Annotated in this window: 23 protein-coding genes and 1 other RNA gene; 12 read left to right on the forward strand and 12 right to left on the reverse strand. The window is 45.7% G+C overall.

Annotation, left to right across the window (positions count from 1 at the left end):
- Nucleotides 1-190 precede the first annotated feature (190 nt).
- The gene (locus C1I60_RS15425) at nucleotides 191-1,180 is read left to right on the forward strand and encodes an aldo/keto reductase family protein (RefSeq protein WP_137062540.1); all 990 of its coding nucleotides are present in this window, start codon (nucleotides 191-193) and stop codon (nucleotides 1,178-1,180) included.
- Nucleotides 1,181-1,199: 19 nt separating this feature from the next.
- Here C1I60_RS15425 and C1I60_RS15430 read toward each other — a convergent pair whose 3' ends face one another.
- From C1I60_RS15430 to C1I60_RS15455, 6 genes are all read right to left on the reverse strand, one after another.
- The gene (locus tag C1I60_RS15430; RefSeq protein WP_137062541.1) at nucleotides 1,200-2,099 is read right to left on the reverse strand and encodes a LysR substrate-binding domain-containing protein; all 900 of its coding nucleotides are present in this window, start codon (nucleotides 2,097-2,099) and stop codon (nucleotides 1,200-1,202) included.
- Nucleotides 2,100-2,171: 72 nt separating this feature from the next.
- The gene (locus C1I60_RS15435; protein WP_137062542.1) at nucleotides 2,172-3,209 is read right to left on the reverse strand and encodes a M42 family metallopeptidase; all 1,038 of its coding nucleotides are present in this window, start codon (nucleotides 3,207-3,209) and stop codon (nucleotides 2,172-2,174) included.
- A gap of 14 nt (nucleotides 3,210-3,223) precedes the next feature.
- Entirely contained in the window at nucleotides 3,224-3,646 is a 423-nt protein-coding gene (locus C1I60_RS15440) for a LapA family protein (RefSeq protein ID WP_137062543.1), read from the reverse strand.
- A gap of 56 nt (nucleotides 3,647-3,702) precedes the next feature.
- Nucleotides 3,703-5,499: an oligoendopeptidase F gene (pepF, locus tag C1I60_RS15445; protein WP_137062818.1), complete on the reverse strand. Its 1,797-nt coding sequence runs from the start codon at nucleotides 5,497-5,499 to the stop codon at nucleotides 3,703-3,705.
- A 198-nt stretch (nucleotides 5,500-5,697) separates the two neighbouring features.
- Nucleotides 5,698-5,886, reverse strand: a complete 189-nt coding sequence (locus C1I60_RS25695; protein ID WP_025686450.1) for a hypothetical protein — start codon at nucleotides 5,884-5,886, stop codon at nucleotides 5,698-5,700.
- A 7-nt stretch (nucleotides 5,887-5,893) separates the two neighbouring features.
- Nucleotides 5,894-6,127: a hypothetical protein gene (locus tag C1I60_RS15455; protein ID WP_013309704.1), complete on the reverse strand. Its 234-nt coding sequence runs from the start codon at nucleotides 6,125-6,127 to the stop codon at nucleotides 5,894-5,896.
- Between the two features lie 173 nt (nucleotides 6,128-6,300).
- On the opposite strand from C1I60_RS15455, the gene C1I60_RS15460 reads away from it, so the two are divergent.
- From C1I60_RS15460 to C1I60_RS15480, 5 genes are all read left to right on the forward strand, one after another.
- On the forward strand, nucleotides 6,301-6,498 hold the full coding sequence (locus tag C1I60_RS15460; RefSeq protein WP_010348936.1) for a cold shock domain-containing protein: 198 nt from the start codon (nucleotides 6,301-6,303) through the stop codon (nucleotides 6,496-6,498).
- A 207-nt stretch (nucleotides 6,499-6,705) separates the two neighbouring features.
- Nucleotides 6,706-8,118 (forward strand): MATE family efflux transporter, encoded by a 1,413-nt coding sequence (locus tag C1I60_RS15465; RefSeq protein ID WP_137062544.1) that lies wholly within the window; start codon nucleotides 6,706-6,708, stop codon nucleotides 8,116-8,118.
- A gap of 237 nt (nucleotides 8,119-8,355) precedes the next feature.
- Nucleotides 8,356-9,435 (forward strand): tetraprenyl-beta-curcumene synthase family protein, encoded by a 1,080-nt coding sequence (locus C1I60_RS15470; protein WP_137062545.1) that lies wholly within the window; start codon nucleotides 8,356-8,358, stop codon nucleotides 9,433-9,435.
- Nucleotides 9,436-9,458: 23 nt separating this feature from the next.
- The gene (pfkA, locus tag C1I60_RS15475; protein ID WP_137062546.1) at nucleotides 9,459-10,430 is read left to right on the forward strand and encodes a 6-phosphofructokinase; all 972 of its coding nucleotides are present in this window, start codon (nucleotides 9,459-9,461) and stop codon (nucleotides 10,428-10,430) included.
- A 116-nt stretch (nucleotides 10,431-10,546) separates the two neighbouring features.
- On the forward strand, nucleotides 10,547-10,750 hold the full coding sequence (locus C1I60_RS15480; protein WP_137062547.1) for a DUF3906 family protein: 204 nt from the start codon (nucleotides 10,547-10,549) through the stop codon (nucleotides 10,748-10,750).
- Between the two features lie 10 nt (nucleotides 10,751-10,760).
- Here the strand turns inward: C1I60_RS15480 and C1I60_RS15485 are convergent, their stop codons facing one another.
- From C1I60_RS15485 to C1I60_RS15500, 4 genes are all read right to left on the reverse strand, one after another.
- Nucleotides 10,761-12,131, reverse strand: coding sequence for an MATE family efflux transporter (locus tag C1I60_RS15485; protein ID WP_137062548.1), 1,371 nt, complete (start codon nucleotides 12,129-12,131; stop codon nucleotides 10,761-10,763).
- 196 nt (nucleotides 12,132-12,327) lie between these two features.
- Nucleotides 12,328-13,506 (reverse strand): putative glycoside hydrolase, encoded by a 1,179-nt coding sequence (locus C1I60_RS15490; RefSeq protein ID WP_137062549.1) that lies wholly within the window; start codon nucleotides 13,504-13,506, stop codon nucleotides 12,328-12,330.
- Between the two features lie 231 nt (nucleotides 13,507-13,737).
- Nucleotides 13,738-13,926 (reverse strand): hypothetical protein, encoded by a 189-nt coding sequence (locus C1I60_RS15495; RefSeq protein WP_082067170.1) that lies wholly within the window; start codon nucleotides 13,924-13,926, stop codon nucleotides 13,738-13,740.
- A 172-nt stretch (nucleotides 13,927-14,098) separates the two neighbouring features.
- Entirely contained in the window at nucleotides 14,099-14,920 is an 822-nt protein-coding gene (locus C1I60_RS15500; protein WP_137062550.1) for a YitT family protein, read from the reverse strand.
- Nucleotides 14,921-15,245: 325 nt separating this feature from the next.
- Here C1I60_RS15500 and cshA point away from each other — a divergent pair, with 325 nt between their 5' ends.
- The 4 genes from cshA (at nucleotide 15,246) to C1I60_RS15520 (ending at nucleotide 18,676) form a co-directional block, all read left to right on the forward strand.
- The gene (cshA, locus tag C1I60_RS15505; RefSeq protein ID WP_137062551.1) at nucleotides 15,246-16,835 is read left to right on the forward strand and encodes a degradosome RNA helicase CshA; all 1,590 of its coding nucleotides are present in this window, start codon (nucleotides 15,246-15,248) and stop codon (nucleotides 16,833-16,835) included.
- 222 nt (nucleotides 16,836-17,057) lie between these two features.
- A complete protein-coding gene (locus tag C1I60_RS15510) occupies nucleotides 17,058-17,825 on the forward strand; it encodes a YesL family protein (RefSeq protein WP_137062552.1) in 768 nt (255 codons plus the stop codon).
- A gap of 52 nt (nucleotides 17,826-17,877) precedes the next feature.
- Nucleotides 17,878-18,071, forward strand: a non-coding RNA gene (ssrS, locus tag C1I60_RS15515) — 6S RNA.
- A gap of 212 nt (nucleotides 18,072-18,283) precedes the next feature.
- Nucleotides 18,284-18,676 carry a DUF1499 domain-containing protein gene (locus C1I60_RS15520; protein WP_137062553.1) on the forward strand — a complete coding sequence of 131 codons (393 nt, stop codon included), beginning with the start codon at nucleotides 18,284-18,286 and terminating at the stop codon, nucleotides 18,674-18,676.
- A gap of 110 nt (nucleotides 18,677-18,786) precedes the next feature.
- On the opposite strand, the gene tpx is transcribed toward C1I60_RS15520, so the two are convergent.
- The gene (tpx, locus tag C1I60_RS15525; protein WP_137062554.1) at nucleotides 18,787-19,305 is read right to left on the reverse strand and encodes a thiol peroxidase; all 519 of its coding nucleotides are present in this window, start codon (nucleotides 19,303-19,305) and stop codon (nucleotides 18,787-18,789) included.
- 119 nt (nucleotides 19,306-19,424) lie between these two features.
- Between tpx and C1I60_RS15530 the strand changes: the two genes are divergently transcribed.
- Both C1I60_RS15530 and gltC read left to right on the forward strand, forming a co-directional pair.
- The gene (locus tag C1I60_RS15530; protein WP_137062555.1) at nucleotides 19,425-20,048 is read left to right on the forward strand and encodes a rhomboid family intramembrane serine protease; all 624 of its coding nucleotides are present in this window, start codon (nucleotides 19,425-19,427) and stop codon (nucleotides 20,046-20,048) included.
- A 98-nt stretch (nucleotides 20,049-20,146) separates the two neighbouring features.
- A complete protein-coding gene (gene gltC, locus C1I60_RS15535) occupies nucleotides 20,147-21,076 on the forward strand; it encodes a glutamate biosynthesis transcriptional regulator GltC (protein WP_137062556.1) in 930 nt (309 codons plus the stop codon).
- Nucleotides 21,077-21,172: 96 nt separating this feature from the next.
- On the opposite strand, the gene C1I60_RS15540 is transcribed toward gltC, so the two are convergent.
- Nucleotides 21,173-21,844 (reverse strand): zinc metallopeptidase, encoded by a 672-nt coding sequence (locus C1I60_RS15540; RefSeq protein WP_137062557.1) that lies wholly within the window; start codon nucleotides 21,842-21,844, stop codon nucleotides 21,173-21,175.
- Between the last annotated feature and the right edge of the window lie 9 nt (nucleotides 21,845-21,853).

A 21,853-nucleotide genomic window follows, 5' to 3' on the forward strand; every position in this document is an offset into this window, starting at 1 on the left:
CGTATTTATTCCAGTACATCGGTTGTGGAAATAACTCATATCCGGACTTAGAAACTCGAAGCTACCTATCATTATGCAAATGTATGAATTTATTAATATGTTTTTCATATTAATAATCAGTTTAATATATATTTCTAATATTAAAATTTGCTTGCTATAATCAAATTTATATGGAAGGGAGGCATTCAAAATGGAATATCGTAAACTTGGAAAAAGCGGTTTGAGGGTAAGCGAGATAGCATTGGGGAACTGGATAACCCACGGTGCACAAGTGGATGACACCACAGCGAAAGCATGTGTCCATGCTGCATTAGATTCAGGAATCACAACGTTTGATACTGCTGATGTTTATTCAGAAACGATGGCGGAAACGGTTTTAGGTCATTCTTTAAAGGGAATACGACGTGAAAGTATTGAACTTTGTACAAAGGTTTTTCATCCAACAGGTACCGGACAGAATGATAAAGGGCTATCCCGCAAGCACATTATGGAGGCCTGCCATGCTTCCCTTCGACGCTTGCAGACGGATTATATTGATGTTTATTATGCACATCGTTTTGATCCAAACGTATCGCTAGAAGAGACATTTTTGGCATTATCCGATTTGGTTCGTCAGGGGAAGGTTTTGTATGTAGGGGTGAGCGAGTGGACAGCAGACCAGATAAAGCAAGCTGCGGATTTAGCGAGAGAGCTAAAGATCCCCTTCGTGGCAAGTCAACCCCAATATTCCATGCTCTGGCGTATTATTGAAGCTGAAGTGATTCCCGCTTGCGAGCAGGAAGGAATTGGACAGGTCGTTTGGTCACCTCTGGCACAGGGTATTCTTTCTGGCAAATATGCAGCAGACAAGCCGCTTCCCGAGGGTTCACGTGCTTCTACGACAGCAGGTTCACCATTTTTCGAACGCTTGGCCGGACAATGGTTACGTAAAGAGGTCCTTCAGGCAGTGGAGCAGATCCGGCCGATTGCACAAGAAAATGGTTTGACGTTACCACAGCTTGCAGTGGCATGGGTTTTACAAAACCCGCAGGTGTCCTCAGCTATTATCGGTGCTTCCAAGCCAGAGCAGGTGAAGGAGAACGTAAAAGCTGCGGGTGTCCGTCTCGATGAAGAGGTTATGAGACAAATGGACAGTATTTTAAACGGTGTTGTTGAACTCGATCCGAGTAAAACGGGTTAGGACTACACACTGATGGAGTTTACATGTCTAATGGCTCACTACAAGCTATTTCTTCAACCACCTTCAGAAAATGAGTTAGAACAGCGTCATTCGCATCTGTTTTCCATGCAGCGTAAAGTGGGATGGACGGAGAATCTTCGTGAAAAGAACGAAATACGACATCACTACGTTGGAACACAGAAACAGAAGAGGGAACAATGGAAATGCCTATACCAGCAGCTACCAAGTTAACGATTGTATACATTTGAACGGCTTCCTGTACAATTTTGGGCTGGAAGCCGTGTTGTCTGCAAAAGTCTAATATGAGGTCATGAAAAGACGCTCCCATATGAGGCGGAGACAGGATAAAAGATTCTTCCGCTAAAGAACGTAAAGACAAGGTTGGGTGGTGGGCTAGCGGATGTGTTGCGGGAAGCACGGCGATGAGTGATTCGTTGCTGTAGAGCTGGGAGGTGATATGTATAGATGGATCTGCCCAGCGCAGGAAGCCCACATGAACTTTACCGTCGTGTATGGCTTTCAGTTGTTGAACAGATGTCATTTCAAACAACGTGAGCTTCACGTCAGGAAAACGCTCCCGGAATTTCTTTAAGGCGTTAACCATCAGACCGCCAGATGCCGAATCAACAAAAGCGATGGATAAATGTCCGAATTTCCCCTGACTTGCAAGCTGTGTCATTTTAATGGATTTTTCCAATTGAGAAACCATGTTTCTGGATTCTTCTAAAAAGATGGCTCCTGCGGACGTAAGTCGAACTTGCCTTTTGGTTCGTTCCAATAGTTTCACGCCAAGCTCTTCCTCAAGGCTTTGGATTTGTTGGCTCAAGGGGGGCTGGGTGATATTCAGTTTTTTTGCAGCACGATTAAAATGTAGTTCTTCTGCGACTGCGATAAAATAACGTAGTTTCTTCAAATCCATAGTTGTGATTTCCTTTCGGCAAGCCTTCGCCGACCTATTCTCAGTGGAACAGGCCGGTCGTCATCGTTCGGATTAAACCGTCACATAAGCGGCAAGCAGACGAGCAGTGTTCACCACAGCCAGCTTGTGCGTACGCTCCATCGCATGGGAGGCGTGTACGCCAGGGCCGATCAGCGCAGCACGGATATTGTTGCCTGCTTTCAGCGCAGCCGAAGCGTCAGAACCATAGTGCGGATAAATATCAACCGCATACGGGATATTCAGCTCCTTGGCCAGCTCAATCAGACGAGTCGTCATGTCATAATCATAAGGCCCGGAAGAATCCTTGGCACAAATGGATACATCCGTCTCCTTGCAGCTCAGATCCTCGCCTATGCAACCCATATCGACAGCAATCATCTCGCTGACCCCTTCAGGGATGTAAGCAGCTCCGTGACCGACTTCCTCATAGTTGGAGATGAGCAGCTTAACAGTATGACGGGGCTTCCAGTCTTCGCGTACAGCGGATTCCAATAAACCAAACAGCGCAGCTACGCTGGCTTTATCATCCAGATGCCGCGACTTGATAAAGCCGCTGGGTGTCACGACCGGACGGGCGTCGAACGAAATAAAATCGCCTACCGCAATGCCGAGCTGGAGCACATCTTCTTTGGATTCAACAAGCTCGTCGATCCGCACCTCCATATGGCTTTCCTTGCGTTCAAAGCTGCGTGCATCATCATAGACATGCACAGACGGATGGCTCGACAAAATCGTGCCTGTATACGTTTGTCCGCTTCTGGTATGAATAAGGCAGTATTCGTTTTCGATGCTGTTCATCATGAAACCGCCGACAGATGTCAGGCGCAAGGTGCCGTGACTGGTAATCGAGCGTATCATTGCGCCTAATGTATCCACATGCGCGCTCAGTGCAATTGTAGGGCCTTTTTCATGGCCCTCCAGGGTCAAGATGGCACCGCCTTTGGCGTTCCATTCTATGGGCATCCCAAGGCTTGCGGCTTCCTTACGGATCAGTTCCATCACATGATGTGTGTAGCCGCTGGGACTAGGGGTGTTCAATAGTTGATTCAGAAAGCTCATTATATAATTCTCATTCAGGTGAATCGTCATGTTGTTGCTCCTCCTCATTTGGACAACCGGTCAGGCTCAGAGGACGTTTGCTCTGTAACCTTGTCGGATGTAGACACCACACTGGACGAACCAGACGTGTTATAGACGGTATCCGCATATGCTTCCACAGCGGGTGTGTGCTCTTCTTGTAGTGTATGAAGCTGGGTGGTCAGACGTTTGATTTCTCTCTGAAGCTTATATTGACGGAAAATACCGAAGGAACCGACGATAAGCCCTCCAAGAAGAGTGCAGCCGAGAATAAGTAAAATCAAAGGAACGTTGACCGTACGAAATAGTAGATTTACTTGGACCGATTTCACGTTAATGACAGCGAATACAGCCGTTAACAAAGCAATAACAAGAGCTGCAATCAAAGACCATTGTGTTTTCAAAATGCCACCTCCTTCCGCTACATTATAAAATCCCTTGCCCGTCATGGACAAGGGATTTATCCGTGCATCGTTTCAATGCCGGATTCTAATCGTGTATGGTTTTACTTTCCGGCGGTCAGCTTTTCCATTTCCGTAATAACTTCCTCGAATACGCTCATCGCTTCGCGAATGGGTTGTGGAGAGGACATATCCACGCCGGCCTTCTTCAAAATATTAATCGAATAATCGCTGCCGCCGCTCTTCAGGAATCCTAAATAACGGTCAACGGCTGGCTGGCCTTCTTCCAGAATCTGTTTTGAGAAGCTGGTTGCCGCAGAGAAGCCGGTAGCATATTTGTAGACATAAAAGCTGTTATAAAAATGGGGGATACGCGCCCATTCCATTTCAATGTCTTTGTCTACTTTCATGCCAGGGCCGTGATATTTCACATTCAGATCATAATAAATCTCTGATAGAAGCTGCGGTGTAAGGGACTCTCCCTGTTCTGCGCGTTCATGTACGATTTTCTCGAACTCCGCAAACATCGTTTGACGGAATACCGTCGTGCGGAATTGGTCCGCATAGTAGGTAAGGAGGTACATTTTCTCTTTTGCATCGGTAGATTTTTTCAGCAAGTAGTCCATCAGCAACGCTTCATTCGTTGTCGATGCTACTTCAGCCAGGAAAATGGTGTACTGGGCATCCCGATACTTTAACGCATTATCCGAGTAATACGAATGCAGCGCGTGTCCCATCTCGTGAGCGAGCGTGAACATGCTGTTCAGATTATCTTTATGGTTCAGCAGCACATAAGGGTGAGTGCCGTAAGCGCCCCAGCTGTATGCACCTGTACGTTTATTTTCATTTTCGTACACATCAATCCAGCGGTCATCGTAGCCTTTTTGCAACGAAGCCAGGTAGTCCTTGCCCAACGGCTTTAGACCTTCCTTCGTTTGCTTTTTAGCATCTTCAAATGAAATATCGAGCTTGTATTCGTCCACAAGCGGAGCAAACAGGTCATACATATGAAGCTCATCCACACCCAGCAGCTTTTTACGTAGCTTGATATAACGGTGCAGCAAAGGCAAGCTCTCGTGAATGGTATCAATCAGATTGGTGTACACTTCCTTCGGAATATTGTCACCGTATAATGACATTTCCAGTACGGAAGGGTACTTGCGAACACGAGAATAAAAAACATTTTTGTTCACATTGGCACTCAATGTGGAAGCAATCGTATTTTTATTTTTGGCATACGTATCATAGACCGCTTTAAAAGCACGCTCCCGTACTTCCCGGTGCGGGCTTTCAAGAAATTGAATATAGCTGCCATGTGTCAGCTCAGCCTCTTTGCCGTTTTCATCCTTGATTTTTGGGAATTTCATATCGGCATTGTTCAGCATACCGAAAATGGTTTGTGGTGCTTGAGCCAGGTTACCAACCTGTGCGAGCAGGGCTTCTTCCGACTTACCCAAAATATGCGCTTTCTCCCGTTTCATTTCTTGAAGCGTAAAGCGATAATCTGCCAGCTTCGGATCTCCAATCAATGCATCGAGCTGATTGTCGGGCAGCGCCAAAATTTCAGGTGTCACGAAAGACAGGGCTTCACTAACCTCAACGCCTAATTTTTTGGCTTTTTGTGAAAGGCCCTGATATGTAGGTTCAGCCGTATCCTCGTCATGATGTAGATGGGCGTATACGTATACACGCTCGGTTTTGAGTGATAGTTCATCTTCCAGCTTAAAGCAATTGACAATCACTTCGGCTGAATTGAGCTTGCCTTGGAATTGTGTAGCCTTTTTGGCTAATTGTTTGACTTCTTCGTACTCTTGATCCCATGCTTTACGGTCTGGAAACAGATCATCAAGCTTCCAGGTATTTTCCACAGGCGCATCTGCGCGTTTTACGATTTCACTCATGGAGAGCCTCCTCTTATCGAACGAAATGTGGGGTGGGGCTGCGGCGGAACGGGGCGGCTGCCAAAATGAAGAAACCGCCACGCTGACCGTGAGCAGCAGAGCAAGAGGTTTTGTGGCATGCATGAACGGCATATCCTCCTTATACCATGGCTTGTTATGCCATAGTATGACCTCTTGCGCCCAAAAGTATCATTTTCCTTACCTTGGGTCGGAACCTATATTTAATAAGCTGTATACAATAAGATAAAAGGCAAAGCAAACCATGATTACGGCAGTGAGGGCCATCCACTTTTTGAGAGGAGCCGGTAACGTATCACGTTTCATGATCAGCACTCCGCCCAGCGTAAAGGCCAGAATAATGAAGATGAGAAAGCTATTGGACACCATGAATGCGCTATACCTGTTTGAAAGCGTTCATGATCCGCTGCCACTCTTCCTCGTTATCTTGAAAGGACTGCTTGGGAAACCGATTTTGAGCCCAATGCATCAGCGCCGGACGGCTCAAAAACGTGTGGGCTTCTTCGCCCCAATCATCGGATATTTCCCGTAGAACGATGTAACGGCCCTGCACCTCGACAGTCATCATGTTCCAATTGTCTTTTTTGTATATTTCGTGTTTTTTCATCATATGCATGTCTCCGATTTTAAAGATGTTTTGGTTCATGATACCGCAGTTTCCGCGACAAAAGCAAATCATTCCAGCCTGTAAAAGCCCTCAAAACATCAATTGCATTGTGAAAAAGCATGAAGTATAATATGGATATTCGCCATAGATGGCGGTATTTTTAGGAGGTTGTTCACTTGAAAGGTACAGTAAAATGGTTTAACGCAGAAAAAGGTTATGGCTTCATCCAAGTGGATGGTGGCGAGGACGTATTCGTACATTTCTCCGCAATCCAAGGCGACGGTTTCAAGACTTTGGAAGAAGGTCAAGCGGTTGAATTCGAAATTACTGAAGGTAACCGTGGACCCCAAGCAGCTAACGTAAATAAACTGTAAGTGTAACTGAATTGTAAGAAATGTTCCGCTCATGCGGATGTCTTATATATTACGGTTAAACGATGAATTGAGAGCGCAGTTCCTTGAAATTTAAGGGACTGCGCTTTTTTGCGTAAAAAAGTTTATGATATGACAAAGCTGAACTGGAATAGGGTATTATACCGTAATGGAAACAAAGCATTCGTTATTATTGAAGGAGTTGATAAGATGAGCGCAGCAGAGGCTAGTCGTAAACCTTCCTTGACCGAAGGTCCAATTGCCAAAACACTGTTTTTATTTTCCTTGCCAATGCTGTTCGGAAACGTGATACAGTCGTTGAATGGAACGATCAATTCGATCTGGGTCGGCAAGTTTCTGGGCGAGGCTGCATTGACCGCCGCTTCCAACGGAAACATTATTATGTTTTTTCTCATCAGCGCCATCTTTGGCGTCACCATGGCTGCCACCATCATGATCGGGCAGAAGATTGGTGCGGGAGATGTTGCTGAAACCAAGCGTATAGTAGGCACAAGTGCAGTCTTTTTTCTTGTACTTGCTCTGGCTGTTGGCATTATAGGATTTTTTGGATCTCCATGGATTCTTCGTGTGCTGAACACACCCGCTGAGTCTGTGGATATGGCAATCACATATACGCGTATTATTTTTGCGGGTATGCCCTTTTTGTACGGTTATAACTATATTATGACCGTGATGAGAGGGGCGGGGGATTCCAAAACACCATTTTATTTTCTACTCATTTCTGTCGTACTGGATGTGCTGCTTAATCCATTGTTAATATTTGGATGGGGACCTATACCCGCGATGGGCATCGGGGGTTCTGCAGCGGCTACACTGATCGCTCAAGGGGTCAGCTTCGTGCTGATTCTCATTTATCTTTACCGTGTAAAATACTTTTTGCGTATTACATCCTCAGAGCTTCATTTGCTGAGATTTGATTGGGAAATTATTTGGGCCTTAATCCGTAAGGGAGTGCCTATGGGGCTGCAAATGATTGCTGTCTCCTCCAGTGCAATCGCGTTGATGAACCTGATTAACGGATACGGTACAGTGGCGGCAGCAGCTTATACTGCAGCAAATAACTTGTCCAGCTATGTGCAGATGCCAGCCATGGCACTAGGTGCTGCTGTGTCTTCCTTTGCGGCACAAAATATCGGGGCTGGGCGTTGGGATCGGGTGCGCAAGATTACATGGATTGGAATTGTGTACAATTTTGTACTGACTGGTGGATTAGTAGTATTGATTTACATCTTAAACCGGGAGGCCTTGCTGATGTTCCTTCCTTCTAGTGGCGGCGCTTTGGAACTGGGCATGCGGATTAATCTGATTACGTTGTGGTCTTTTGTCATATTCGGTATTACAAATGTCATTACAGGGGTTGTACGATCTACGGGTTCCGTAGTCGTACCACTTTTAATTACCATCATTTCATTATGGGGCATTCGTATTCCTCTGGCCTATGCGTTTGTCGATGAATACGGTCTGGATGCTGTATGGTGGAGCTTCCCTGTTGGCTTTGCCATCTCAGCAGTGGCAGTTATTTTCTATTATGCTTTTGGAAAATGGAAGCAGGCCAGCATGGATGGATTCCATGGCGTAAAGCCTGTAGAGGATGAGGGATAGGCAGGGCCTTAAGCCTATTTTAAATTAATAATTTTATCAGGGGAAATTTTGTTTAATTTCAATTTTTGTGCATTTGATCAAGACAGGTAAAAAGATTTTTTATGAAAATGGTTCGTTTTTCTTAAATAATAAAGAAAAAGTGAGGTTGTTCATTTGTGCTAAAAGGACGATCATATTATAATGAGTATGGTTTGGATAGGTATAATTACGTAGACAACAATGTGGAGGCACCGTCATTTGAGTTATGTTGAGCAAGGACGTTATCAAGTTCCGAGAGGCCCCATAGGTCTAATGAGCCGAATGTACAAGCACATTCTCCCTGAAACGAAGCACGAATTGGCAAATTGGAAACATAAGGCTGAACAGATTCCGGATCCCGAGCTGAGAAGTCAGGCACTTGCAAGCATAGCAGAAAAGACATTTCACTGTGTAGGCGGAGCGGTGTATGCCGCAGGGAATATGTCTGCCCGGCAGACGTTAATTCCGCTTATTGTGGCGTATCAGACGATTAGCGATTATCTGGACAACCTGTGTGATCGCAGCACGTCCATGGATCCGGATGATTTCAGGCTGTTGCATCAGTCTATGCTGGATGCGGTCAACCCGGCAGCCAAGCCAGTGAATTATTACGCTTTGCGTCGTGAGCAGGAGGATGGCGGTTATTTGACCGGGCTGGTGACAACCTGTCAGTCTTGTATAAGCAGGCTTCCTGGCTATGAGGCGGCAATGCCTTACGTTCAGGATCTGGCGGGATTATACACGGATTTGCAAGTTTACAAGCATATTAAACCCGAATTGCGCGAACAAGCGCTACTGGATTGGTGGTCGGTTCATAAGGGCCGTACACCGGAGCTGCGCTGGAACGAATTTGCTGCTGCTACCGGTTCAACCCTGGGGGTATTTATGCTGTTTCTTGCTGCCAGCGACCGGCATCTCACGGATGCGGGGGCTGCCTCAATACATGCATCGTATTTTCCACATGTGTGCAGTCTTCATATTTTGCTGGATTATCTAATCGATCAAGACGAAGACCGGAAGGGCGGAGATCTTAACTTCTGCAATTATTATGAAGATACCGACATGATGCTGGACCGGATCGCCTATGTTGTGAATCGGGCGCGGGTTGATATTGCAGATGTCCCTGCCAGCTCCTTTCACCGGATGATTATCGAGGGATTGCTGGCGTTATATTTATCCGACCCCAAAGTTAGCGAGCAGCAGGAAGTGCGCTCGGTTTCGAAACGTTTAATGAAAAACAGTCCGCTCATGCGCTTGTTTTTCTTCTTAAACAGTCGATGGATAAGAAGGCTTTTATGAACATTTTGAGGAGGTCATAAATCATGACAGCAGTTAAGAAAATCGCAGTATTAACGAGTGGTGGAGATTCACAGGGGATGAACGCCGCAGTTCGCGCCGTTGTGCGCAGTGGCTTGTATTTTGGACTTGAAGTATTCGGGGTTCAGCGCGGATATCAGGGCCTGTTGAATGATGATATTTTCCCGATGGATTTGAGAAGTGTCGGAGATATTATCCAACGTGGGGGTACTGTACTTCAATCTGCAAGATGCAAGGAATTTACGACTGAAGAAGGGCAGAAAAAAGGCGCACAAATTTTGCGTGACCGTGGAATTGATGGTGTAGTCGTGATTGGTGGAGACGGTTCCTATCAAGGGGCTAACAAACTGACCAAGCAAGGAATTAAAACCATGTGTCTTCCAGGTACGATTGACAATGACATTTCCTTCACTGACTACACGATTGGTTTTGATACGGCAGTTAGTATCGTAGTGGACGCCATCAACAAGCTGCGTGATACGATGTCATCGCATGAGCGTTCTTCTATCGTAGAAGTTATGGGACGTCATTGCGGCGATATTGCTTTGCATGCAGGTCTGGCTTCCGGTGCGGAAACGATTTTGGTACCCGAGGTAGAGTTTGACCTGAATGAAGTATCTGATCGGATGAAGCAAAACTTTAAGCATGGCAAACGCCATAGTATCATTATCGTTGCTGAAGGCGCAGGCAAAGGCGAGACCGTAGCACAGGTAATCCAGGAAAACTGTCCGGATTATGAGCCGCGTGTAACAGTGCTTGGGCACATTCAACGTGGAGGCACACCAACCGCATTTGACCGTAATCTGGCAAGCCGTTTGGGTGACTTTGCTGTTCGTCAATTGATTGAGGGCGTATCTGACAAGGCTTGTGGAACGATTGACGGCAAGCTGGTAGCCACAGATATTGATCAGGTCGTAAATACGAAAAAAGAATTCAATATGGAGCTTTACGAGCTGGCTTTGCGCTTGTCCCAGTAATGAAAGCTGTTTTAGTAACAAATTGATTCACATTTAGGAATTCTTAAATTCATGCGGATGACTCCAGTCATCCGCTTATTTTTTAACATTTAAAGCAGATCTGGAGGAAATAAACCATGTATTTGTTCAAAATCGAAGTGGACAGCTCGGAAGGAGCCTTAACGGTTATTCTCGTTGCGGAAAATGAGGAGCAGGCATTCCAGGCTGTAGATCAGCATGTGGAGAGACATTTTCTGTATCCTCCGAAACTGAACGAAGTAGCTATTGTGGAGAAAAAAAGAATAGCTTCGGGTACTGCCTATGTCATGGAAACACGCTGATACGCAAAGGCTAAACAGCCTCTGCGCGTCGTTTATTTTCGGTAAAACGTCGTTGTACAACCAGCAGGCGGAAGAGAAGTGCCACTGCTCCCGCGGCCAAACCTGTAATCAAGCCAATCCAATAGCCGTAGGGACCAAATGATGTCCAACGTGCGATAATATACCCTACAGGAAGTCCGATAACCCAATAGGCCAGGAACGTAATCAGAAAGGCCGAATTGACATCCTTATACCCACGCAGTGCTCCTTGAGTAGGTGTAGCAATAGCGTCGGATATTTGAAAGAAAATCGCATAGAGCAGGAAATGTTGCGTTAACTGAATAACCTGTGGATCGGTGGAGTACAGCCGGGCGACCTGTTCGCCCCAGATCACAAGCACAACAGCCGTGATCAATGACAGGCCAATCGCACTGCTGATCCCCATTACGCTGTATATTTTTGCATCCCGCGATCGTCCTGCCCCTGCCTCATACCCAACTAGAATCGTGAGTGCCATACAAATGCTGAGTGGAATCATATACAGCGTGGATGCAAAGTTCATAGCTGCCTGATGTGCCCCAATTGTTGCCGTATTATAACTGCTCATGAAAAGGGTAACAGCTGAGAAGACAGCGGTCTCGAAAAAGATCGCAAAGCCGATGGGTACGCCGATTTTGATAAGCTCTTTCCAAGCGCTAGCAGCGATGCCGTATATCTTGCTGAAAACCTCGTACTCGGCAAATATCCTTCCCCGATGTGCGGTGATGCCAGCAACAAGCATAACAATCCAGTACGTGGCGGCAGTTGCCACTCCGGAACCCACACCTCCCAGGCGCGGAAACCCCCAGTTTCCATAAATAAGTAAGTAATTCAACAAGACATTGATGGGTAACGACATCAGTGTGATGGTCATTGTAAACCGAGTTTGTCCCAGCGCATCCATAAAGCTCCGAAGGACCGTATAAGCAAAGAGCGGGGCAATGCCGAAGGCCATCGCACAAAGGTAGTACAAAGCCACATTATGAACCCTCAACTCCAGATTCATTCCGTGGAGAATGGGCTTAACGAGAAAAACACCTGCAATCAGAACAATCATGGATAGAGTGAGTGAAAGCCACAGCGCCTGAATGACATAGTAAGAAACCTTGTCCTTGCGCTGTGCTCCAACCAATTGCGATACAATAGGGGTAACGGCCATAAGTATTCCGTTGAGGCCTGTTTGCACGGGTACCCACAGACTCACACCGATGGCTACACCAGCCAAATCGGCAGAAGAAAAGTGTCCTGACATATTAGTATCAAAAAAAGTCATCGCGGATAGTGCAAGCTGTGTTACCAGAATAGGGAGCAAAATGTTAAAAAGCTGCTTCCATTTCTGGCTGTTAGTTAGAGTTAATTGCATTTTTATGTCCTCACTTACTTGGAGTTATCAATCGAATATATCATAACATGTCAAGTATTTATTGTAAGGGATGCGGCAGCATTTGAACAGCAACAAAAAAGACTGTACCCATGATCAAACGAATGGGACAGCCTTCGAAACTTCTAAATCATTGGGTGTATTTCTTAAAATTAATAATAAGACCGGGATATATGGATTATTTGTACGTTACTCCGCTCGTATAGCGGTTTGTAGCATTCCAGAGTAAATATTCATCCACTTTCATGTCCTTAAGCGCTCGAATTTGATCCTCAACCTGGGTTTTACCATATTTGGCATAATGACCGTTTCCCAACCAGCTTGCGGTAAAATCCTGAATCCATGGACGAATGATCGGTTTCAGCTTGCCTGTCGGGTCAAGCTTTTTGTGCGTATCCGCCATCGAACCCTTAATGGTCTGGTACGGATTTTTGTCGGGGTCCTTTACACCGAACCAGCCTGTAGTATAGTGACTAGGATAGATCATAGGAGAAATGACATCCACGTTTTCCGAAATTTTGGCGAAATCCTGTCCGATTCCCTCTGCAGCAGGAACGGAAGCGGCATACCCGAAAATATCTACCGATACCCGCACACCCAGTGGAGCAAGCTCTTTACGGGCATATTGCACGAACTCAGCGACCACATCTACACGTGATTGATCGGATTTGGTATATTTCAACTTGTCCGCTCTTTTCTCAAAGCCTTCAGGGAAACGTACATAGTCAAACTGAATTTCCTTGAAGCCCAGCTTTGCCACCTCCCTGGCGATAGCAATATTATAATCCCAAACCTCTTTATTGTAGGGATTAACGAACCCGTCTCCCTTGCCGTTTTTCCAGACAGAGCCGTCAGGATTACGGAAGGACATTTCGGGATTCTTGTTGGCTAATACCGTATCTTTAAAAACAACAATACGGGCAATTGGGTAAACGTTATGCTTTTTCAATCGCTCCATCAAACCGGAGATATCCCGAATGAATTTTTGCGGCTTACCCAATTTCAGCAATTCGGGATTGGTCGTTGGATAGGTGATGTAGCCTGCATCATCTTTAATATCAATAACCATGGAATTGAGCTCTGTCTTGTCTAGCAGTTCAAGCAACTGGGTCATACGTGAACCGCCTGCGCTATAAGCCGTGACATAAATCCCCTTGATAGCAGGAGTCGTCGGCTGGGGGTCAATTTTAACTGGAGGATTGGATGCATCCACCTTCAGATCACTTTGTTGGGCCTGAATCATCGCGCTGTTGATTGTCGTTGCCACCGTATCTTTTACATTTGGGCCGTTGACTGATTGTGTCTCGTTTCCGCCCATTCCTATTGCCAATAGCATAATTGCCCAAATCATACTCATTTCTTAACTCTCTCCCTTATGTATGTCGCTTACCTGATTATACGTAAAGTTATGTATCGAAAAAACAACACGGTTGTAACCAATGCTGGAATCATCAGGCACAGTCTTACATGATTAACCCAACCCGTGTCCATTGAATCCGTAAAATGGCATAAATAATGCCGCTTTCTTCGTGGCTGCGGACTGCAACCGGAAGGAGCGGCACTTGGTGGAGAGATTTAATGAAGATGTTTACTGAAGATACGTATTGTCCTGATGCTCACAAATACTGTACTGAATAATTTCGAGCGCATCCGTGGGCTTGAGAATGGCCATCCCGTCCCGAAGTACAATCATCGAGTTCAGCTCATTCTTTTTGAGAAACGGGAGCATTTCTGGATACCACCTCAAGACAATGTCGGACAGTTTTACCGTTTCCATTTCCACAAAAATCACCCTTTCCTGCTCGGAATCATTCCATCAGAATCATTCGGTACGAATCGGAAAAGCAAAGTGCCTGTGAAATAGCAGGTAAAGCTGGTCTTTATATAGTATGGGAACAGCGCACGTATAGTGTACCACAGAAACGACATTTTGACACTTGGGTTCGTGCTTATCTTCGACGGAAAGAGCCCATAACTCCTACTGTTTCCACGATATTAACGAAAGCAGAGGGATCCACTTGCTTAATAATGCGTTTCAGTTCTGCCAGCTCGTAGCGTGTTGTAACTGTCATCAGCATATCCTTTTCAGTATGAGAAAATGCACCTTCAATTTTAATTTTACTGACTCCACGTGGAGTCGTCAGCATTCGGCTGAGCAATTTCTCAGTATGCTCTGTGATGATGTAAACGGTTATTTTGGTGTGGCTCACATAAATCTGATCCAGCACCTTGCCGGTCACGAAAATGGATAACATGGATGCAAGGGCAATATTCCAGTCTTGATTCAGATATCCCGCTGCCAGAATAACCAGTCCATTCAAACCGACGATCACGGTCCCTACAGGGAAATCGCGGTAACGGGTGACAATGGAGCCGATAATGTCAAAGCCGCCAGTAGATCCTCCCACCCGAAAGGAGATCCCTGCTCCAACGCCAATCAACACTCCACCAAAAACGGAGGCAAGCAGCGTATCTTTAACGAGAGCTTGCACTGGAATCCAGGCCAAAATCCATGTTGTAGCGACAACAGATAAAATACTCATACTAATAAATCGCTTGCCTAAAATAAACCAGCCAGCAATAAGCATCGGGATGTTCAGAACAAAATACATCACGCTGATATCGAATTTTGTAAAGTAGCCAATTAACATGGAAAGCCCTGCTACTCCGCCGCTCAGCAGGTGGTGGGGCACGAGAAACAGATTAAAACCGCTTGCTATAGCAGCGGCCCCCAAAATGACAACAAAACAGTTTAACACTATTTTTAACAACGTTTTTTCACCTCATTTAAAATATACGGAAAGCAACTTGCTGGTATTCATGAATTGTTTTGTGCTATAATGCGATGTGGATATTCTTGAGTAGGGACCTTCTGTCCAGAGAAACACTTAAAATTTAAACTGTTTTAAAAAGGATAAATTCGTTTAAGATGTATCGGATAAGGTTACCCGAGTTTATACAGAATGATGCAGTTATAGGCCTAAATAAACTGTTACTGTATTGGGAAAACCTATACAATAATATCGCTACTTAAGAATACAGACAACATTGTGGATTGTCCACCACATCCACCATTATGAAGGAGTTTGAATAAATTTGACGACATTTGCAGAATTTAATCTTGAACCGAAAGTACTTGAGGCGATTACAGAGCTTGGTTTTGAAGAAGCGACGCCGATTCAATCCCAATCCATTCCTCTTGCGCTGCAAGGAAGAGACATGATTGGCCAAGCCCAAACAGGTACAGGTAAAACCGCAGCTTTTGGTATTCCATTGATCAGCAAAATCTCTAGAAACGACGACAAAATCAGAGCACTGATTATGGCACCTACACGTGAGCTTGCCATTCAGGTAGCTGAAGAAATCGAAAAGCTGTCCCGCTTCAAAGGCCTTCGCACCCTGCCGATCTATGGCGGTCAAGATATCGTGCGCCAGATTCGCGCTTTGAAAAAGAAACCTCAAATTATCATTGGTACACCAGGTCGCTTGCTCGACCATATTAACCGCAAAACCATCAAGCTGGAAGACGTAAACACCGTTGTTTTGGATGAAGCGGATGAAATGTTGGATATGGGCTTTATGGAAGATATCCAATCCATTCTGAAGCAGGTTCCGGACGAGCGTCAAACGATGCTTTTCTCGGCTACGATGCCTCCTAATATCAAAAGACTGGCTGAACAATTCCTCAAAAACCCTGAGCATGTTTCAGTTATCCCTAAACAAGTTAGTGCTCCACTGATTGATCAGGCCTACATTGAAGTTCCTGAACGTCAAAAATTCGAAGCTTTGAGCCGTTTGATCGACATGGAATCTCCAGAACTTGCTATCGTATTTGGTCGCACCAAGCGTCGGGTAGACGAGCTGGCTGAAGCTCTGCAAAAACGTGGATATTCCGCTGACGGTTTGCATGGTGACTTGTCTCAGAACCAACGTGATGCTGTAATGCGCAAATTCCGCGATGGAAGCATTGACGTGCTCGTAGCAACTGATGTAGCTGCCCGTGGTTTGGACGTTTCCGGTGTATCTCACGTTGTGAATTTTGACCTTCCGCAAGATCCGGAAAGCTATGTTCACCGTATTGGACGTACTGGACGTGCAGGTAAAGAAGGGGAAGCATGGTCTTTCGTAACGCCTCGTGAAATTGATCATCTGCATTTCATTGAACGCGTAACTCGTCACCGTATTGCGCGTAAGCCGCTTCCAACCTTGGCTGAAGCTTTGGAAGGCAAACAACGCATCATCGCAGAACGTCTCCTAGAGGCTGTAGAAAGCGGTGAGCTGAACGAATACAAAGGCTTAGCTATTCAAATGCTGGAGCAGTATGACTCCGTACAACTTCTCTCCGCAGCTTTGAAGCTTATGACTGGCGAGAAAAGAGAAGCGTCTATTGAACTGACTCCGGAAGATCCAATTCGTGCAAAACGTCGTAAACCGGATGTTCGTTCCGGCGGACGCAAGCCGTCTAACTACAGCGGACGCAGTAACGGTGGTTATAACTCCAATCGTACTGGCGGCAGCGGTAGTGGCAGCAAAGGCGGATATGGTGGCTACAACCGTGGCGGCAAAGAAGGCGGTAGCTACAACCGTGATTCCGCAAGCCGCAATAGCGGAGATCGCAGACCACGTCCAAGCAATAGCGGAGAAACTCGTCGTCCTGCAAGACGCGATGATTCCTCTTCTGAATAAGAATTGAATAACAGGAAAGCCGAAGTGAATTCTCGCTTCGGTTTTTTTGCTATGAACTCAATGAGTATAAAATTTCTTAGCAATCTGCTTCGATTCCCGAAGTATTGATTTCACTGGCGCATTGGGGATGATATACGGTATGATATAGTCAACAGCCGGAATTTACAGGCACAGCAACATGAGCCGTGGAACTGCCAAGGCTTGCGGAGGGAGAGGCTAACGTTGGAGTTTAAAGGAGCTATGGGTGGTATTTATCGCCTGACTGAATGGATTACCCGACTGGCGGCTACCAATTTGTTATGGGTGTTATGCTCGTCGCCTTTTATGTTCTGCCTCATACTCAAACTACTTGTGATGAATCAGAACTTGGTTAATGAATCTTTACAAATGAATTGGGCGATGGCTTTTTTGGCACCGCTTACTTTATTCCCGGCTACATCGGCCATGTTTAGCGTTGTTCGCAAATGGGTAATGGGCGATACGGATTTAGGTGTGTTTCGTACTTTTTTTAAAGGATACAAGGAAAACTACAAGCAGAGCCTGATTGGAGGCATCTTTTACACGCTGCTGTTTGTCATTATGTATGTGGATTATACCGTGTATATGACGCAGCTCAGCAATTTGCAAATTGTAGGCATTATCATGCTTATTCTCATCATTATTTTGCTCGTATCCATGTTTAACTTTTTCTCGATGGTTGCTCATTATCATATGTCCATCGGACAACTGATCAAAAATGCGGTCTTGCTGACGCTCATTCGACCGTTCCGTGTATTTTCTACTATGCTCGGTAGCGCGGTTGTTATCTTTATTGGGGCCAAATACCCTGTGCTGTTTTTGTTCTTCATTGGTAGTGTGGTGGCCTGGTTCGCATTCTTTAATTTTTATGGAACGTTCCTCAAAATGCAGGATCAGATGGAAAAGATGAAACAGAAAGACGAAGAGGAAGCAAGCACGAAAGACAAGAAAAGTGATAACCTCCAAAAATAAAACAGATTTCTCCTGGCATTTACTTTCCAAGTGAGAAGCGCTATAATAAGGTCACATCCTGCGATGCACGTTACGATCATTTGTTGTTTTGAACCAATGACAATGTCTAGGGAGACCAATACGGGTGGACAGCTGAAAAGCCCTGTCAATTTTGACAAGGGGACTTCAAAAGTTTGTCCTGCGGTCACCCACCTGCTAAAGCAGGTTCAGAAGACGCTATGGTCGGACGGCATCGGCGGGTACTCAATGACGTAATCAACACACCCTGATACTGCTCCGTGCAGAAATAGGGTGTTTTTTGTATGTAACAATGCTAAAATAAGAAATAAGGTACTCAATCGCATACTGCAGGTATGATCGGGTTCACTTTGTTGTTTTAACGTTTTTATAAAGCGCTTGCAGCAAAGGGGAGTCGGTGTGCTGTGTTCAGCAACGATTATCGTGAAGGAGGAAATGTCTTGTCGTTGAAGAGGACTCTGGTAGGGATTGTGCGCAGCCAAGAAAGTACAAGCGACCGGGTCAAAGACCCCCAAATGAAGACACGCTATTATAACTTATCGAGAGACAAGGCTTGGGAAGAGGTATCGTCCGTTTTAAAAAAAATTCCTGGTTACAAGGTGCTGCATGAGGTGCCATCCGTAGGTGAGATTACGCTTGAGAAGCGGACGGCATTCGGCAGAACTGTCGACATTACCGTTTCTATACTGTCCGTCTCGCCAGTTCGGAGTGCTGTGGATATTTATTCTGCATCACGTGGATCGCTGGGGGATCTGGGTGCAAATTATCGCATTATTTTGCAGTTGTTCGCTATGATTGACAAGAAACTGTCCGCTCATAAGGTTGTACAGTGATTGCAGCGTGTGAGCAGCAAAGTGGCAGATAAACGTCAAAAAAGCGAGGAAGGCAACCCTTCACTCGCTTTTTTAGTATTTGTATCAGTCCTTAACGCAAGCAGCGTAAATTAGAGGAGCTTCTTCACTGCTGCAATCGCTTGGTCATAGTCAGGATGCTCGGACATTTCACTCAAGTACTCTACGTAAGCGATTTTATCGTTTTGATCAATAACGAAAATAGCGCGATGATCCAGATGGAATTCCTTAATGAACACGCCGTAGGCTTCACCAAAGGAATGGTCCTTGTAATCGGATAGTGTCAATACACGGTCAATGCCCGCAGCGCCGCACCAACGAGCTTGAGCGAACGGCAGATCGACGCTGACAGTCAGTATCACGACTTGATCCCCAAGAGAATCCGCTTCTTGATTAAAACGACGGGTTTGTGCGTCACATACGCCTGTATCGAGAGAAGGAACAACGCTGATTAGCTTGACTTTACCTGCAAAGTCTTGAAGCGTAGTAGCTTCCAGTAGATTTTTTTGCAATTTAAAATCAGGTGCCTGATCACCAACTTTCAGTTCAGGACCCACGAGAGTCAAAGGATTGCCTTTAAAAGTAGCAACTTCTTTACGTTCTTGTGCCATATGTAATAGCCTCCTTGGTTTTTAGCATTGGTTATCGGTGCTGAAATCTATTATAATCTTTTATAAAAGACATTGTCCAATTTGAATAAGGTGGAGACACCTATGAAGGAAGGATTACATTGATTTTTTTACGTTATGAGAACTGGAAAAGTTATTTGCGTTTTTACCCGGTAACCTGTTTGATTTTATTTATCAATATCGTGATGTTTATTGTGCTGACTGTACATGGTGGATCGGAAAATAGTTTGACACTGATCCGGTATGGAGCCCTGATCAATGAGGAGCCCTTTACCGACCAGTTATGGCGGTATGTGTCAGCTATGTTTTTACACGCGGGGTTTGATCATCTTTTCTTTAATTCCTTTGCGATTCTCGTATTTGCTCCGCCGCTGGAACGTCTGCTCGGGTCCTTTCGCTACGTGCTGTTGTACCTCGCTACAGGTATTGTAGGAAACTTACTGTCTATTGCGCATTACAACATGGTAGCGGAAACCACGGTCTCTGTAGGGGCCTCAGGAGCGATATATGGCATCTACGGTGCATTTTTGTACGTTGCCCTGTTCCAGCGGACGCTTATGGATGAGGCCTCGCGCAAAACGTTGTACACGCTGCTCGGCTTTGGTATCCTGTTTTCGTTTGCTGTGGCGAACATTAACTGGACCGCCCATTTTGGAGGACTGCTCAGCGGGTTTTTCCTGTATGGATTAATGATCAGATTGACTGGCCAACGTAAACGTCACTAAAGACAGCTTTACCGTCAGTCAGCAGAGCGAGAAAGAGGGAGGGGTTCATCTAACCTCTTCTTCCTGATGTTGAAAAATAGATTGGAGCGAATAACGGAGTGGAACTACGACAGTTGCAATACTTCATGAAGGTAGCGCAAAAGGAACATGTCACTCAGGCAGCCGAGGAGATGCATGTGGCGCAATCTGCGGTCAGTCGGCAAATTCATCAGCTTGAAGAGGAGCTGGGGGTGAACCTTTTTATGCAGAAGGGTCGCAACTTGCAGCTTACACCGGTGGGGCAGTTATTTTGCAAGCGGGTTGAAACGATTATAAAGGATTTGGAGCGGGCTGTTCTGGAGGTCCATGAGTTTTTAGACCCCGAGGGTGGAGAAATTCGAATAGGCTTCCCGCATAGTTTAGGCATTCATCTTATTCCTACGGTTGTAGCTGAATTTCGCAAACGGTATCCGAATGTTAAATTCAGATTTAAACAGGGGATGTATCCGAGCCTGATCCGTGATGTGTTAGCGGGTGAGGTGGATTTGGCTTTTGTATCCCCTTTTCCAGATCGTCATGATCATGTCGAGGGAGATGTGGTGCTGACTGAGGAACTGTTTGCGGTACTACCTCCTAATCATCCCTTGGCTTCAGCCGGGCATATCACGCTGGATCAGCTTAAAGGAGAAAAGTTCATTCTGTTCAGAGATGGTTACTCCCTGCGCCCGATTGTCTGGCAGGCTTGTCTTGAGGCTGGATTTACGCCGGACATCGCTTTTGAAGGTGAGGAGACGGATACGATCCGCGGATTAGTTGCCGCAGGTATGGGGGTCAGCCTTTTACCGGAGATGGCGCTGTTCCAAACCAATCCTCTCCAACCTGCGAGAGTGTCGATTGTTGATCCCGAAGTGACGCGAACCATTGGCTTAATTCACCGTAGAGATGACAAGCTTCCATTGGTTGCCAAATCGTTCCGTACTTTTTTGTTGCAATATTTCGGCCTTCAAGGTAGCAGTACTGTGATGGATGGAAGTGTTAAAGCGGACTGACGGACAGGCGAGTATAGAGAATTGGATAGAACATAAAAAGGTTGTTCCTCTACCATCATCATGGCGGAGGAACAACCTTTTTTGCTACAAAAGCGATTAGTCACGGCTGTTGAAGATACCGATCAGGCGAATCAGCTCCAGCAAGGAAACGAGAGTGGCGGCCACGTATGTTAATGCAGCGGCATTCAATACTTTAGCTACACCTCGTTCTTCATCACTGCGGATAAATCCTTCAGACACCATAATTTCACGGGCGCGGTTGGAAGCATTAAATTCGACTGGCAATGTAATTAATTGAAAAGCGACAGTAGCCGAGAAAAAGATAATGCCCAAGCCGATCAGGTTAGTGTAGCTGAACAGGAACCCGGCAATCAGCAGAAACGGTGCAATACCGGATGCGAAGTTGACAATCGGGAAAATCCGGTGACGTAGGGCGAGCATAGGATAATGCTCTTTATGCTGAATCGCATGACCAACCTCGTGACAAGCCACAGCAACTGCGGAAATAGATTTTTCATAATATACAGGTTCGGACAAGCGTACTACGCGTTGCATCGGATCATAGTGGTCAGATAACGCACCGGGTACGGGTTCAATGGGCACATCATGCAAACCGTTGCGATCCAGCATGTGCCGGGCGGCATCGTAGCCTGTCATGCCGTTTTCATTGGGCACATCAGACCATTTGTTAAAGGTACCTTTAACGCGAAATTGCGCCCATAGGGATAAGCCGAACGCAAGAATAATCAATATATACATTCCCATCATAAAGCAACC

Origin of the sequence: Paenibacillus terrae (assembly GCF_005217525.1) — a bacterium.
Taxonomy (GTDB): Bacteria; Bacillota; Bacilli; order Paenibacillales; family Paenibacillaceae; genus Paenibacillus; species Paenibacillus terrae_C.